The 14,961-nt window shown below is 58.4% G+C and carries 16 protein-coding genes; 10 read left to right on the plus strand and 6 right to left on the minus strand.

Going from position 1 to position 14,961, the window contains the following annotated elements:
• Positions 1-8 precede the first annotated feature (8 nt).
• From moaB to moaE, 4 genes are read left to right on the plus strand one after another with little or no spacing between them, the layout of a single operon-like run.
• On the plus strand, positions 9-524 hold the full coding sequence (moaB, locus tag QSK07_RS09925; protein ID WP_285720809.1) for a molybdenum cofactor biosynthesis protein B: 516 nt from the start codon (positions 9-11) through the stop codon (positions 522-524).
• A 2-nt stretch (positions 525-526) separates the two neighbouring features.
• Positions 527-1,012, plus strand: coding sequence for a cyclic pyranopterin monophosphate synthase MoaC (gene moaC / locus QSK07_RS09930; protein ID WP_285720808.1), 486 nt, complete (start codon positions 527-529; stop codon positions 1,010-1,012).
• The gene (gene moaD / locus QSK07_RS09935) at positions 1,005-1,250 is read left to right on the plus strand and encodes a molybdopterin synthase sulfur carrier subunit (RefSeq protein WP_285720807.1); all 246 of its coding nucleotides are present in this window, start codon (positions 1,005-1,007) and stop codon (positions 1,248-1,250) included. Before moaC ends, moaD begins: the two co-directional genes overlap by 8 nt.
• A 1-nt stretch (position 1,251) precedes the next feature.
• Positions 1,252-1,704 (plus strand): molybdopterin synthase catalytic subunit MoaE, encoded by a 453-nt coding sequence (gene moaE, locus QSK07_RS09940; RefSeq protein WP_098051161.1) that lies wholly within the window; start codon positions 1,252-1,254, stop codon positions 1,702-1,704.
• A gap of 100 nt (positions 1,705-1,804) precedes the next feature.
• Here the strand turns inward: moaE and QSK07_RS09945 are convergent, their stop codons facing one another.
• Positions 1,805-2,584: an OBAP family protein gene (locus tag QSK07_RS09945; protein ID WP_285720806.1), complete on the minus strand. Its 780-nt coding sequence runs from the start codon at positions 2,582-2,584 to the stop codon at positions 1,805-1,807.
• Positions 2,585-2,690: 106 nt separating this feature from the next.
• On the opposite strand from QSK07_RS09945, the gene QSK07_RS09950 reads away from it, so the two are divergent.
• Entirely contained in the window at positions 2,691-3,785 is a 1,095-nt protein-coding gene (locus tag QSK07_RS09950) for a DUF1615 domain-containing protein (protein WP_285720805.1), read from the plus strand.
• Between the two features lie 98 nt (positions 3,786-3,883).
• Positions 3,884-4,591 carry a Bax inhibitor-1/YccA family protein gene (locus tag QSK07_RS09955; protein WP_098051158.1) on the plus strand — a complete coding sequence of 236 codons (708 nt, stop codon included), beginning with the start codon at positions 3,884-3,886 and terminating at the stop codon, positions 4,589-4,591.
• Positions 4,592-4,636: 45 nt separating this feature from the next.
• On the opposite strand, the gene QSK07_RS09960 is transcribed toward QSK07_RS09955, so the two are convergent.
• Genes QSK07_RS09960 through QSK07_RS09970 form a run of 3 tightly spaced genes read right to left on the minus strand, consistent with a single transcriptional unit; the run spans position 4,637 to position 7,607 of the window.
• Positions 4,637-5,605 (minus strand): lysylphosphatidylglycerol synthase transmembrane domain-containing protein, encoded by a 969-nt coding sequence (locus QSK07_RS09960; RefSeq protein WP_095707522.1) that lies wholly within the window; start codon positions 5,603-5,605, stop codon positions 4,637-4,639.
• Positions 5,605-6,849 carry a cardiolipin synthase ClsB gene (clsB, locus tag QSK07_RS09965; RefSeq protein ID WP_098051156.1) on the minus strand — a complete coding sequence of 415 codons (1,245 nt, stop codon included), beginning with the start codon at positions 6,847-6,849 and terminating at the stop codon, positions 5,605-5,607. Before clsB ends, QSK07_RS09960 begins: the two co-directional genes overlap by 1 nt.
• Positions 6,846-7,607 carry an endonuclease/exonuclease/phosphatase family protein gene (locus tag QSK07_RS09970; protein WP_013357197.1) on the minus strand — a complete coding sequence of 254 codons (762 nt, stop codon included), beginning with the start codon at positions 7,605-7,607 and terminating at the stop codon, positions 6,846-6,848. Before QSK07_RS09970 ends, clsB begins: the two co-directional genes overlap by 4 nt.
• A 179-nt stretch (positions 7,608-7,786) precedes the next feature.
• Here QSK07_RS09970 and QSK07_RS09975 point away from each other — a divergent pair, with 179 nt between their 5' ends.
• From QSK07_RS09975 to QSK07_RS09990, 4 genes are all read left to right on the plus strand, one after another.
• Positions 7,787-8,179, plus strand: coding sequence for a YbhQ family protein (locus QSK07_RS09975; RefSeq protein ID WP_031594396.1), 393 nt, complete (start codon positions 7,787-7,789; stop codon positions 8,177-8,179).
• A 217-nt stretch (positions 8,180-8,396) separates the two neighbouring features.
• Positions 8,397-9,767 (plus strand): ATP-dependent RNA helicase RhlE, encoded by a 1,371-nt coding sequence (gene rhlE / locus QSK07_RS09980; RefSeq protein ID WP_110331543.1) that lies wholly within the window; start codon positions 8,397-8,399, stop codon positions 9,765-9,767.
• A gap of 2 nt (positions 9,768-9,769) precedes the next feature.
• Complete coding sequence (gene dusC / locus QSK07_RS09985) at positions 9,770-10,720, plus strand: tRNA dihydrouridine(16) synthase DusC (protein WP_285720804.1); 951 nt, start codon at positions 9,770-9,772, stop codon at positions 10,718-10,720.
• Positions 10,721-10,790: 70 nt separating this feature from the next.
• Entirely contained in the window at positions 10,791-11,978 is a 1,188-nt protein-coding gene (locus tag QSK07_RS09990) for an MFS transporter (RefSeq protein ID WP_285720803.1), read from the plus strand.
• Between the two features lie 20 nt (positions 11,979-11,998).
• Here QSK07_RS09990 and QSK07_RS09995 read toward each other — a convergent pair whose 3' ends face one another.
• Positions 11,999-13,600, minus strand: a complete 1,602-nt coding sequence (locus QSK07_RS09995; RefSeq protein WP_285720802.1) for an inorganic phosphate transporter — start codon at positions 13,598-13,600, stop codon at positions 11,999-12,001.
• 188 nt (positions 13,601-13,788) lie between these two features.
• The gene (locus QSK07_RS10000; protein ID WP_285720801.1) at positions 13,789-14,901 is read right to left on the minus strand and encodes a L,D-transpeptidase family protein; all 1,113 of its coding nucleotides are present in this window, start codon (positions 14,899-14,901) and stop codon (positions 13,789-13,791) included.
• Positions 14,902-14,961 lie beyond the last annotated feature (60 nt).

Raw genomic sequence — 14,961 nt, forward strand, 5'->3', positions numbered from 1 at the left:
GAGTAAGTATGGGTAAACCAGCCAGCGAATTTCAGGCCGTACAGATTGCGGTGATGACGGTGTCAGACCGTCGCGATGCCAGCAACGATACCTCCGGCGACTATCTGCGCGAGGCGGCGGCGGAAGCGGGCCATGAGGTGGTCGATCACGCCATCGTGCCGGATAACCTTTATCGCATTCGCGCCACCGTATCGCGCTGGATCGCCAGTGACGATGTGCAGGTGGTGATCATCAATGGCGGCACCGGCTTTAACCTGAAAAACAGCACGCCGGAAGCGCTGCTGCCGTTGTTTGACCGCGAGATCGACGGGTTTGGCGAACTGTTCCGGATGATCTCCTATGAAGAGATTGGCAGCTCGACGCTGCAGTCGCGCGCCATTGCCGGTCTGGCTAACGGGACGCTGATCCTGGCCGTGCCGGGTTCGACCAGCGCCTGCCGCACCGCCTGGGAGCGGATTATCGCTGACCAGCTTGATGCGCGCACTGCGCCCTGTAATTTTGTCTCACATCTGAAGAAACGGTAAGTATGTCTCAACTCACACACATTAACGCCGCGGGCGAAGCGCACATGGTGGATGTTTCCGCCAAGGCTGAAACCGTGCGCGAAGCGCGCGCCGACGTGCTGGTGCTGATGCAGCCGGAAACGCTGCAGATGATTATGGAAGGCAGCCACCATAAAGGGGATGTCTTCGCCACCGCGCGCATCGCCGGGATCCAGGCAGCAAAACGCACCTGGGAGCTGATTCCGCTCTGTCATCCGCTGATGCTGAGTAAAGTGGAAGTGAACCTCGAAGCAGAACCGGATCATAATCGGGTTCGGATCACCTCGCTCTGCCGACTGACCGGCAAAACCGGCGTCGAGATGGAAGCGCTGACGGCAGCCTCGGTAGCCGCGCTAACCATCTACGACATGTGCAAAGCGGTGCAGAAGGATATCGTCATCGATCAGCTGCGGTTGATCAGCAAGAGTGGCGGCAAAAGCGGCGATTTTCAGGCGGCCGCGCATGATTAAGGTGCTGTTTTTCGCTCAGGTGCGTGAGCTGACCGGCACCGCATCCTTTGAGGTGAACGCTGATTATGCGGATGTGGCGGCGCTGCGCGCTGCGCTGGCCGAACGCAACGATCGCTGGGCGCTGGCGCTGGAGTCGGGCAAACTGCTGGCGGCGGTGAATCAGACGCTGGTGCCGATGAGTCACCCGCTGCACGCCGGTGATGAAGTAGCCTTTTTCCCGCCCGTAACCGGAGGCTGAGATGGAAACGCAGATTCGCGTCGGCCCCGCGCCCTTTGATATGGCGGAAGCATATCGCTGGCTGGCGGCCTGTGATGAAGATGGTGCGGTAGTGACCTTTACCGGCAAAGTCCGCAACCACAATCTGGGTGATAACGTGGCGGCGCTGACGCTGGAGCACTATCCCGGCATGACCGAAAAAGCGCTGCAGGAGATTGTTGATGCGGCACGCGAACGCTGGCCGCTGCAGCGCGTCACGGTGATCCACCGCGTCGGCGAGCTGTTTCCCGGTGATGAGATCGTGCTGGTGGGCGTGACCAGCGCCCATCGCGGCAGCGCCTTTTCTGCCGCGGAGTTCATTATGGATTATCTGAAAACACGCGCGCCGTTCTGGAAGCGCGAAGCGACAGAGCAGGGCGATCGCTGGGTGGATGCCCGCGACAGCGATCATCAGGCGGCCCAGCGCTGGGACTAAGGCATGAATGGCGCAAGCGGGCAGAGGTTTTCCGCCCGCTGCGTTACCGCTGATCTCATCCGCGTCACAGCCCGCTAACACGCATACACAACGCCTACGGCTACTTCAGCTGCTCCGCCGGACCAAAGCTGGTCTGACCGTGGCTGTGCTCACCACCACCGCTGGTGCGCTTAAGCTGAATCACCTGGCCCTTTTCCCAGGCGTTAGCACCCGGCGCCGCCGGATTGGCTACGATATCCGCCCGATCGGCCCGGATCTGTTTGCTGTCCACCTCAAAACGGCGATCGCGATCCGCCAGCAATCGCGAATCCATCTGACCATCCTGGGTAAAGCCCATCATCAGCGCCGGAATGCCGATCGGCAGCGTTTTGTCGCGATCGGTATGCCAGGTATGCCAGGTTTTGCCATAGGTATTCACGATGCGCGACATCAGCGCATGGTCGGCAACTTTCGGTAAGCCTGGCGCAATCAGCGTGCCGGACTTCACCTCATACTGATGGCTGTGCCACAGCTTCTTCTCTTCGGGCGGCAGGGTCTTAAACAGCCGTTCGCTGATGATGTACTCCACGCCCATCAGCCGCGCGTCGCGCGTGTTGCCGTCGTAAATCACCGCCTGCATCACATCGTCGTTCAACACGGTGACATAGTGGTGCGCCTCCATCTGACCGTTTTTATCGCCGTTATAAAAATGGAAGCCATCGAGATAGGTATTGATGGCATCGACAGGCGGACGTGATTGCATCACGCTGGCACCGGTTTCCAGCACTTTCAGTGAGGAGGAGGTCGGCGCGCCCGGCGACTGCACCTGAGCAGGGGTATTACTGGCGCCGCAGCCGGTTAATAACAGGCTGAACGCCGCAACAGGCCAGAGTTTACACATCGTAAGGTCCTTTAACGTTAAAAAAGGTAACCTTAGTTCAGTTCTCTCCTGCCTGGGAAACGCTGGCAATGGTAGAGTAGGGCTTTGGTTCATTCTGAGGACAGGCATGTCATCCACCCCGATTCTGCAACGTCTGACACTGGTCGCCGCCCTGGTGCTGGCGGGTTGTAGCAGCAAGAAAACTCCGGAGGCGCCGGTACGGCAGCCTGAAGATGTTAAAGCGCAAATCCAGCGGCTGCTGCCGTCGCACGTCAGCAATAAAGCGGCCTGGAGCGACGATATCTACACCACCTTCCGCACGCAGCAGATCGACCCCAGCGCCAGTAACCTGTGCGCGGTGATCGCCGTGGCGGATCAGGAGAGCAACTTCAGCGCCGAGGCCGCGGTGCCGGGCCTGCCGAAAATCGCCTGGGGCGAGATCGATCGCCGGGCGGCAAAAGTGCACGTCCCGGCCTTCCTGGTGCGCACCGCGCTGCTGATCAAATCCCCGACCGGGGAAAGCTATGCGGCACGACTGGACAAAGTGCGCAGTGAAAAAGATCTCAGCGCCATTTTCGATGACCTGATCGACATGGTGCCGATGGGCCAGACGCTGTTCGGCAATCTCAACCCGATCCATACCGGCGGGCCGATGCAGGTCAGCATTGCGTTTGCCGAAGCGCACGCCAAAGGCTATCCGTGGCCGATCGATGGCACCATCCGGCGCGAAGTCTTTACCCGTCACGGCGGGATTTACTTCGGGACGATGCACCTGCTCGGCTATCCGGCTGACTACAGCCAGCCGCTCTATCGCTTTGCCGACTACAATGCAGGCTGGTACGCCAGCCGCAATGCGGCGTTCCAGGCGGCAGTGTCAAAAGCCACCGGCATGAAGCTGGCGCTGGATGGCGATCTGATCCTCTATGGCTCTGACGCGGCGGGCGGCACCGAACTGGCGGTGCGCACGCTTTCGAAGCAGATCGACATGAGCAACAGCGCCATTCGCCGCGATCTGGAGAAAGGGGAGAAAGAATCGTTCAGCGACAGCGAACTCTGGAAACAGGTTTTTGCCCTGGCGGATAAAATGGCGGGCCGTAAGCTGCCGCGTGAAATGCTGCCGGGCATTAAGCTGGAAAGTCCGAAAATTACCCGTAATCTGACGACGGCGTGGTTTGCGCAGCGCGTCGACAGCCGTTATCAGCAGTGTCTGTCGCGGCGTTAACCGGCATGTTGTGGCACAGTTGAGCTGAGCTGTGCCACACTTAACTCTGGCATGGCTCCCGGCAGGGAGCTGTTCATCCGTTTAACAAGAGGTGCATCATGGACCGATATCCACGCAATGATTCCATCGTTCAACCCGCATCTCGCGGTTTACAAGCCTATATGGCGCAGGTCTATGGCTGGATGACCTGTGGTCTGTTACTGACCGCATTTGTCTCCTGGTTTGCGGCGCGTACGCCCGCCGTGATGGAGCTGGTGTTTGCCAATCGCATTACCTTCTTCGGGCTGATTATCGCGCAGCTGGCGCTGGTGTTTTTCCTGTCAGGCATGGTGCATCGTCTGAGCGGGGCCCTAGCCACCGGGCTGTTTATGCTCTATTCGGCGCTGACCGGCATTACCATGGCGAGTATCTTCCTGGTCTACACCTACTCCTCCATCGCCAGCACCTTTTTTGTCTCGGCAGGGATGTTTGGTGCGATGAGTTTTTACGGCTATACCACCAAACGCGATCTGAGCCGTTTTGGCAGCCTGCTGTTTATGGCGCTGATAGGCATTGTGCTGGCGTCGCTGGTGAATTTCTGGCTGAAAAGCCCGGCGCTGATGTGGGCGATTACCTACATCGGTGTGGTGGTGTTTGTGGGATTAACCGCTTATGACACGCAGAAGCTGAAAAACATCGGTGAGCAGATTGATGCCCGCGACACGGAAAACCTGCGTCGCTACTCGATCATGGGTGCGCTGACGCTCTATCTCGACTTCATTAACCTGTTCCTGATGCTGCTGCGGATCCTCGGTAACCGCCGCTGATTTTCAGTGTAAAAGGGGAGGCGCACAGGTTGCGCCTCCCCTTTTTTATGACGACTTCTGTAACTTCTGCTCGTTCTTCTGACGCAGATGCTTCGCCCGACTCTCCAGCCCCAGATAGAGCACCAGCGCTAACAGCAGCGGCAGGATAAAGTAGAGCACGCGATAGGCCAGCAGCGCCGCAATGATGGTGCCATGCGAAGCGTGCTGGCCGCTGAGCAGCGCCAGGAACACCGCTTCCAGAACGCCAATGCCCGCCGGAATGTGAATGATTACCCCGGCAATACTGCTGATCAGCAGGACGCCCAGCACCATCGGATAGCCCACGTCGCGTCCCAGCAGCAGCCAGATAATCGCGCCCATCACCATCCAGTTGGCACAGGAAACCGCAAACTGCAGCAGCGCCATGCGCAGTGAAGGCAGCTGCAGCGTCTGGCCTTTAATCGTCCAGCGACGCTGTTTTGAGAAGGCGCAGGCCCAGAGGTAAATCGCCACCAGCACCAGCAGCACCACGCCAATCAGTCGCAGCGTAGTCTCACCAATAAACCAGCCGCCGGGGATCGAGACCATGCCCGCACTGAACACCACGCCCGCCAGCAGAATATAGCCCAGCCAGTTAGTCGCGATGCTCAGGGAGAAGATGCGGGTGATGGTGCCGCTGTCGAGGCCCAGCCGGGAATAGAGCCGGTAGCGCATCGCGACGCCACCCACCCACGTACTCAGTGTCAGGTTAAAGGCGTAACAGATAAACGACACCAGCATGACCTGCCGCTTCGCCAGCTTATGGCCGCAGTAGGCGCGGCCAATCAGGTCATAGCAGCCATACACCAGGTAACTCAGCACCACCAGTCCGGCGGCGGTCAGTACCACAAAGCGGTTGTAGTTAACGATGACCTCATAAACATCTTCCCAGTTCACTTTGCGGGCATAAACCACCAGCAGAACCACCACTGCGACGAAAAACAGCACGGTGAGGATTTTCTTTGCCAGTTGCCAGCGTGGATGTTTTTTTGCCATCAGGATTTTGCTCCCGGGTTGTCGGCTTCTACACGATCCTGCGTTTCCATTTCTGGCTGTACCGGCGCACTGACCTGAGCCAGTTGCGGTGTGTGTGCCGGAAGCCAGCCCGCGATGGCCGGGAAATGACGCAGGAAATGGAATACCACCACGCTTTTGCTCAGTTGCCACCAGTTGCGCGGCGGCAGACGGTCCTCCTGTACGCGCTGGCAGTCGTTGGCCAGCAGCGCTTCGAGGTTGTCACGCAGCGTCTGGTTGAACGGTCTGTCGTGGATGATCAGGTTAGCTTCCAGGTTCAGAGAGAGGCTCAGCGGATCGAGATTGCTGGAGCCCACGGTCGCCCAGTAATCATCTTTCACAGCGATCTTGCCGTGCAGCGGACGACGGATATATTCGTAGACTTCAACGCCGCCATCGACCAGATAGTTGTAGAGCAGCTCTGCGCCCACTTTCACAATCGGCATATCCGGCTCGCCCTGCACGATCAGCCGCACCCGGACGCCACGCTGGGCAGCATTGCGCATCTCACGCAGCAGCCGGTAGCCCGGGAAGAAGTAGGCGTTGGCAATAATTACATCCCGCTTCGCCTCGCGCAGCATCTCCAGATAATGCACTTCGATGTCGTCGCGGTGCTCGTCATTATCGCGATAGACATAAAGCACTTGGGCATCGCCGGGTTTAGCATTCACCGCCGGACGATGAGAACGCGATCCCCACCAGCGGCGGGTATGCTGTTCGCTGCCAATCGCCTGTTGCAGATAGCGGGCGATGTCAGCCACGACCGGGCCTTTGACCTGTACCGCGTAATCCTGCTTCGCCTCCGGGCCATAATCGGTGTTGTGTTCAGCCGAGAAGTTGATGCCGCCGACAAAGGCGACCACGTCATCCACCACCACCGTTTTACGGTGCAGACGGCGGAACACGTTGGTGCGCATCCCCATCACCAGCGGTCGCGGATCGTAGTAGATGAAACGCACACCCGCGCTGGTCAGGCTGTTCACAAATTTATCGGAGAGTTCAGCGGAGCCGTAGCCATCGACCATCACTTCGACCCGCACGCCGCGCTGGGCCGCTGCCAGCAATTCGCGGTGCAGGGCGTTACCAACGTCATCCTCAAACAGAATAAAGGTTTCGATCAGAACTGAGCGTTCTGCCCGCTGGATCGCGCCAAAGACGCGCGGGAAAAACGCTTCACCATTTTCCAGCAACAGCAGCCGGTTGCCTTCCTGCCAGTTAAAATTCATAGATGAATCTCCACCGCCAGCGGCGCGTGATCGGAAAGATGAGACCAGGGCTTACGCGGCAGCGCCCACGGATGACTCACGGTGGCGTTGCGCACATAGATGCGGTCAAGCCGCAATAGCGGGAAGCGCGCCGGGAAGGTGCGCGCCGGGCGTCCGGTCTTCATACTGAATACCTCTTTCAGGCCTGCGCCCTGTTTTAAAATGGCATTAGCGCGTCGCTGCCAGTCATTGAAATCGCCTGCCACGACGACCGGCGCGTCGGGCGGCAGCGAGTTGACCATTTCACAGATCTTCTTCATCTGCGCGTGGCGATGCGCCTCTTTCAGACCCAGGTGAACACAGATGACATGCAGCGTGCCGTGCGGCTCGGGCAGGGCGATCTGACAGTGCAGCATGCCGCGATTTTCACTGCCTGCCACCGAGATATCCCGGTTCTCATAGTCGGTTATCGGGAAGCGTGACAGCACCGCATTGCCGTGATGTCCCTCCGGATAGACCGCATTGCGTCCGTAGGCGAAATCGTTCCACATGGTGTCAGCCAGGAACTCATAATGAGGTGATTCAGGCCACTCTTCATGATTAAGGGAGTGGATGGCATGTGTGCCCATTACCTCCTGAAGAAAAACCACATCTGCCGAGGTTGCGCGAACGGCTTCGCGTAATTCCGGCAGGATGAAACGGCGATTAAACGGGGCAAACCCCTTATGTGTATTGATCGTCAGGACTTTTATTGAAAATCCTTGCGCATTTTGTGGCATACTCGCGACGCACTCCTTTTCATCATCAATAGAATCAAAGTGTAGTCTTTGTCACAAATGGGTGGTGAGAGAGCGCGATATTTAGGGCGTTATCCGAAAATTGTTTTACATTGAGGAAACCGTTTCCGGCTTGTGCCGGTAGCACTTGGGCGACCTGTTGGGTCTGCCAGGAGAATTGAATGAAATGGTCTAATCGTATTCAAATCATCACGGGTCAGACGTTGTTGCATATCGCTATGCATCTGCTGGTGATCGCTGCGCTGATCTGGGGCTGGAAACACAAGGCGCTGGTTGATGTCTGCAGCACGCTGGTGGCGATGTACGCACTGGTTTTTGTTGCCATGCTGGTGACACAGCGCATCGCCCGTTTACGCACGCTCGGCGATTATCTTGAAGAAGCGACCACCACTTACTACTTTGGCGCCGCCATGATGACACTGTTCCTGGTGTCGCGGATTTACCACAATAACCTGCTGCTGGCCTGTCTCGGCGTAGTAATGTTGCTGGGTCCGGCGCTGGTCTCGCTGCTGGCGAAAGAGCCACCGCGGCGTATCGAAAATAAACGTAGTTAAGTTGAAGGCCACCGTAAGGTGGCCTTCCTGTTTCTGCACAGCTAAGTTATGTCAGTAAATGTGAGCTATCTCGCACACTTCATTTAAAGCTGCTACACTCGCCCGCTTACGCATCGTAGTTTGTGCCCTTTTCACGCGACAGCCCCAGCTGCCGTCACTATCCCTCTGAAAACTACACCGTGAATCACGGCCAGAGCGGACCGGAGTAAACCACGTAATGTCATTTGACTCTCTCGGCCTGAGTGCCGATATTTTGCGCGCGGTTGCCGAACAAGGCTACAGCGAACCTACACCTATCCAGCGCCAGGCGATACCGGTGGTGCTGGCAGGCCGCGATCTGCTGGCGAGTGCCCAGACCGGCACCGGCAAAACGGCCGGCTTTACCTTACCGTTGTTACAGAAACTCTCTGCCACCGCAACGCCCGTGCGCGGTCGTCGCCCGGTGCGCGCCCTGATCCTGACCCCAACCCGTGAACTCGCGGCGCAGGTCGGCGAAAACGTCAGCGACTACAGCAAATATCTCTCGCTGCGTTCGCTGGTCGTGTTTGGTGGCGTCAGCATTAATCCACAAATGGTTAAGCTGCGTGGCGGTGTCGATGTGCTGGTGGCCACGCCAGGTCGCCTGCTGGATCTGGCGCAGCAGAATGCCGTTGACCTGTCTCAGGTCGAAATTCTGGTGCTGGATGAAGCGGACCGTATGCTGGATATGGGCTTTATTCACGACATCCGTCGCGTGCTGGCGCGTCTGCCGGCTAAACGTCAGAACCTGCTGTTCTCAGCCACCTTCTCGGATGAGATCAAAGGCCTGGCGGAAAAACTGCTGACCAACCCGGAAATGATTGAAGTGGCTCGCCGCAACACCGCTTCTGAGCAGGTGGCGCAGCAGGTGCATTTCGTTGATAAGAAGCGTAAGCGGGAACTGCTGTCGCAGCTGATCGGCGAAGGTAACTGGCAGCAGGTGCTGGTCTTTACCCGAACCAAACACGGCGCTAACCACCTTGCCGAGCAGCTGGGCAAAGATGGTATCACCGCTGCCGCAATCCACGGCAACAAGAGCCAGGGTGCCCGTACCCGTGCGCTGGCCGACTTTAAGTCAGGCGGCATTCGCGTGCTGGTTGCGACTGATATCGCGGCCCGTGGCCTGGATATCGAAGAGCTGCCACACGTCGTGAACTACGAGCTGCCTAACGTCGCCGAAGATTACGTTCACCGTATTGGCCGTACCGGCCGTGCGGCTGCAACCGGTGTCGCACTGTCGCTGGTTTGCGTCGATGAGCACAAACTGCTGCGTGATATCGAACGTCTGCTGAAGCGTGAAATCCCGCGTCTGGCGATTGAAGGCTATGAGCCGGATCCGAGCATCAAGGCGGAGCCGATCATCAACGGTCGTCAGCAGCAGTCTCGCGGCGGTGCAGGTGGCGGCGGTCGTGGTCGTGGTCAGGGCGGACAGGGTGCGGGCGCATCGCGTTCCTCTTCATCCGGCGACAAACGTCCTCAGGCGCGTCGTCAGAGCCAGGCTGCGCCTCAGGGCGATAAGCCCGCAGCCCGTCCACGTCGTCCGGCTCCGAAGCGCACCGGAAACGTCTGAGTATGAGGGTTTTACTGGCTCCGATGGAGGGCGTGCTGGATTCACTGGTGCGCCAGCTGCTATCGGAAGTGAACGACTACGATCTCTGCATCACTGAGTTTTTGCGCGTGGTCGATCAACTGCTGCCGGTAAAATCCTTCACCCGTCTCTGCCCCGAACTGCATCACGCCAGCCGTACGCCATCCGGCACGCGGGTGCGGATGCAGCTGCTGGGGCAGCATCCCGAATGGTTAGCCGAGAACGCCGCGCGCGCGGTGGAGCTGGGCTCCTGGGGTGTTGATCTCAACTGTGGTTGTCCCTCTAAACTGGTCAACGGCAGCGGAGGCGGCGCAACTCTTCTGAAAGATCCCGATCTCATCTATCGTGGCGCGAAAGCGATGCGTGAAGCGGTGCCTGCCGATTTGCCGGTGACGGTGAAAGTGCGGCTCGGCTGGGACTCCAGTGCCCGTAGTCTGGAGATTGCCGACGCGGTCCAGCAGGCCGGTGCCAGCGAGCTGACGGTGCATGGTCGGACTAAAGAAGAGGGCTATCGCGCAGAAGCGATCAACTGGCACGCGATTGGCGACATTCGTCAGCGGCTGCGCATTCCGGTAATTGCGAATGGCGAAATATGGGACTGGCAAAGCGCGCAAAACTGTACGGCTATCACCGGCTGCGATGCGGTGATGATTGGCCGTGGTGCACTGAACATCCCCAACCTGAGCCGGGTGGTGAAATACAACGAACCGCCGATGGCCTGGCCCGATGTGGTGCGGTTATTGCAGAAATACAGCCGGCTGGAAAAGCAGGGCGATACCGGCCTCTATCACGTGGCGCGGATCAAACAGTGGCTCGGTTATCTGCGCAAAGCGTATGGCGAAGCCGATGGCTTATTTAGTGAAATCCGTGCGTTAAAAAACTCGGGCGACATCGCACAGGCGATTGACCGTCATGCACATGTTCATGGTTTGTGATAAAAAATCAGGCGACCCTTTAGCAGCCTGACGGTATAGTGGGCAAAATTTCCCACATCACAAGCCTGCTATGTCTGACACCGCTGTGTTGAGCAACAGTCAGCTCAATAAACGAATCCTCTCAGTTATCATTTTCACTTTCTTCTGCTATCTCTCCGTCGGACTGCCGCTGGCCGTGCTGCCGGGCTTCGTCAAAAATCATCTCGGCTTCAGCTCCTTTATTGCCGGTCTGATTATCAGCATCCAGTATTTTGCGACGCTGCTCAGCCGTCCGCAGTCGGGCCGTCTCGCCGATCGCCTGGGTCCAAAACGGGTGGTGATGCTGGGGCTGCTCTGCTGTGGCATGAGCGGGGTGCTGACTATTGTGGCGGCACTGCTGAGCAACTGGCCGTGGCTGAGTCTGGCGCTGCTGGCTATCGGGCGACTGTTTCTCGGGGTGGGGGAGAGCTTCAGCAGCACCGGCTCCACGCTGTGGGGTATGAATATCGTCGGGCCATTACAGACCGCGCGCGTCATCTCCTGGAACGGTGTTGCCACTTATCTGGCGATGGCTGTTGGTGCGCCGCTGGGCGTGTTGCTGAACAGTGAGTTCGGCATGAGCGGATTTGCCGGACTGATTGCGCTGATGGGCGTCGTTGGGTATCTGATGGCCAGCCGCAAACCGGCAGTCATTGTCAGCGTGGGCGAGCGCATTCCGTTTCATCGCGTCTTCTCCCGCGTCTGGCTTTATGGTCTGGCGCTGGGCTTCGGCACCATCGGCTTTGGCGTCATCGCCACCTTTATCACTCTCTATTTTGCCAGCCGTGACTGGCAGGGCGCGGCCTATGCACTGACGCTGTTCAGCCTGGGGTTTGTACTGGTGCGGCTGGGTTTTGGTCGCTTCATAACCCGCTTTGGCGGACTGCGCGTGTCACTGTTCTCTTTCCTGCTGGAGTGTCTGGGACTGCTGATTATCTGGCAGGCGGACAGCGCCTGGCTGGTGGGCGCGGGGGCGTTCCTCACCGGCAGCGGCTTCTCGCTGGTCTTCCCGGCGCTGGGCGTTGAGGCAGTTAAACGGGTTGATCGTCAGGACCAGGGCTCGGCGCTGGGTACCTATTCCGCCTTTCTCGATCTGGGACTCGGCTTAACCGGCCCGGTGGCAGGCTTATTTATCGGACACTGGGGGATGCAGTCGGTCTATCTGGCTGCCGCCGTGATGGTGCTGGGCGCGCTGCTGATTACACTGCGGCTCTATACGCAGCAACGGCTCACCACCTGACCGGTGGTGAGCACTGACTATCAGAAATGGATAAACACCCAGTAGAGCAGGGCAGAAAGCAGAATGGAGACCGGCAGCGTTAATACCCAGGCGACAGCCAGATTACGCAGAGTCGAAAACTGCAGGCCTGAACGGTTGGCCGCCATGGTGCCCGCCACGCCGGACGACAGCACATGGGTGGTCGACACCGGCAGGCCAAAGCCATCGGCTGCGCCAATGGTCATCATCGCCACCAGCTCGGCGCTGGCACCCTGGGCATAGCTCAGATGGGTTTTGCCGATCCGTTCTCCCACTGTCACCACAATCCTGCGCCAGCCGACCATGGTGCCAAGCCCCAGCGCAATCGCCACCACCACTTTCACCCACATCGGAATAAAGCGGGTGGCGCTGTCGAGTTCTGTTTTCACCGCCTTAAGATTGCGTTCGGTCTCCTGCGGCAGGGCGACTTTCGCAGTCTGCAAATGCTTGATCGACTCCGAGGCCAGATACATCTGGTTGCGGGTATTGGTCACCGCCTGGACAGGGATGTTATCCATCGAGCCGTAGCGGCGAATCTGATCGCCCACCTCGTTAAGTGTCCTGGCCAGCGCCGGTAGCACCCCGGCATTCATCTGGTTGCTGCCGACAAAGCCGGTCAGCACGTCGCGGGCCGCCGGAGGATGCGCCGAATTGGGTTGAAGTTGCAGCAGCTGATGCGCGGTCACTTCAGTCAGTGCGGCCACGCGTGGGATCTGATCTGCCGGCAGCGATCGGTTCAGGGCATAGGCGATCGGCATGGTGCCCACCAGGATCAGCATAATCAGCCCCATCCCTTTCTGGCCATCGTTGGAGCCGTGCGCAAAGGAGACGCCGGTACAGGTCAGGATCAGCAGACCACGGATCCAGACCGGCGGCGGCTGGTCACTTTTCGGTGCCTGATAAAGCTGGCGATGACGGATAAACATTTTCATCACCCATAGCAGCAGCCCGGCGCAGACAAAACCGACCACCGGCGACAGCAGCAGGGCATAGCCGACCTTCAGCGCCTGATCCCAGTCTACGCCGCTCAGTCCGCTGCGCCCGTGCAGCATCGCGTTAGCCACCCCGACGCCGATAATCGAACCAATCAGGGTATGCGACGACGACGAGGGCAGGCCGAAATACCAGGTGCCGAGATTCCAGATAATGGCGGAGAAGAGCAGCGCATAGACCATGGCGAAGCCGTTGCCGCTGCTGGCCTGCAGGATCAGCTCGACCGGCAGCAGTGAGATAATGCCAAACGCCACCACGCCGCTGGAGAGCAGCACGCCCATAAAGTTACAGAAACCGGACCAGACCACGGCCACGCCGGGCGTCAGCGAATGGGTGTAGATCACGGTAGCGACGGCGTTAGCGGTATCGTGGAAACCATTGACGAACTCAAAGCCGAGCGCAATCAGCAGCGCCAGTCCCAGCAGAAAGAACGGCAGATAGCTGGTGACCGGCGTGTTGGTTTCTTCAACATCATTAACCAGGTTGAGTCCGGCGAACGCCAGTCCCGCCACCAGCAGAATGAAAAACAGCGGTTTGCTGAAGCGGCTGCCCTTGCCGTTGAAATCGGGGCGTCCCTGGGCTGATGAGGAGGAGAGACCGTTTTCGCTCATGGTGTACCTCACGTGGCTGATGCCGGATGCTGATTTGCATCGGGTTAACGGAGTGTGATACGCGCTTTATATGACAGATTAATGATGGTCGGGCGGGGATGAAGAGCCGGGAATGCTGGCTACAACGTCATTAAGCAGGCAATAAAAAAGCCAGCGACAGGCGCTGGCTTTTTAGAGCAGGGCGGCGATTACGAGTTGGTATTCGCCGCTGCTGCAGGTGCCGCTGGTGTGACCGGTGCGGTCTGCTCAGTGGCCGGCTGCTGTGGCTGTGCAGCATCGCTGCTTGCACCCTGTGGGGTCACCGGCGTCATCGGCTGTTCCTGTGGTACAGCCTGCGGGTTTTCCGGCATCGGTACAGGTGCGGTCTGGATGTTGTTTTCCACACCGTTCACTTTTACCGGCATACCGGTACGGCCCTGAATAGCGCCGTTAACCTGATCCTGATTGACGCTGGCATCAACCAGCACTTTGCTTACCGCCTGCGTCAGCGTAATCGGCACCAGCTCACGTGAGTTAAACTGCTCTTCAGTGGTCGACAGCGGGTTATGCACTTCAACATAACGTGAACCGTCTGGCTCTACGGTCGCTTTTACCGGCTGATCGACGAACTGTACGCGCGTACCGACCGGCACGTTCTGATACAGCCACTTAATATCGTCAGCGCGCAGACGCACACAGCCATGGCTCACGCGCAGGCCGATACCGAAGTTGGCGTTGGTGCCGTGAATCGCATACAGACGACCGATATAGAGCGCGTAAAGACCCATCGGGTTATCCGGGCCTGCCGGGAACACGGCTGGCAGCGTTTCACCGCGTGCCGCGTAATCCGCATGCATACCTTTAGTTGGCGTCCAGGTCGGGCCATCTTTCTTACGTTCTACCGCTGTGGTCCAGTTAATCGGGGTATCTTTACCCAGCTCACCGATACCAATTGGCAGCACCACCACGGTTTTGCTGCCTTTCGGGTAGTAGTAAAGACGCATCTCTGCGCTGTTAATCACAATACCTTCACGCGGTGCGTCAGGCAGGATCAGTTGCTGTGGGATGATCATTTTGCTGCCAGCTTTAGGCAGATAAACGTCAACACCCGGATTAGCTTCCAGCATATTGCTGAGGCCCATCTGATACTGCGCCGCAAAAGCTTCCAGCGGCAGCTTGCTGTCTTCAGGAACAGTAATTTCAATATTTTCCCCGATCAGACGGCTGTTGGCCGGCGGTAACGGGTAAACCACAGCAAAGGCTGACTGGCTGAATGCCGCCAGGGCCAGAGCGATTGAAGCGAAAGCGCGAATAATTTTCATATTTTACAATTCTTTATCGCCATATTTCAGGCTGGTCTATGTGTCGAATTCATGCTGGCC

Source organism: Pantoea sp. QMID4 (assembly GCF_030270445.1).
In the GTDB taxonomy this organism is placed as follows: Bacteria; Pseudomonadota; Gammaproteobacteria; order Enterobacterales; family Enterobacteriaceae; genus Pantoea; species Pantoea vagans.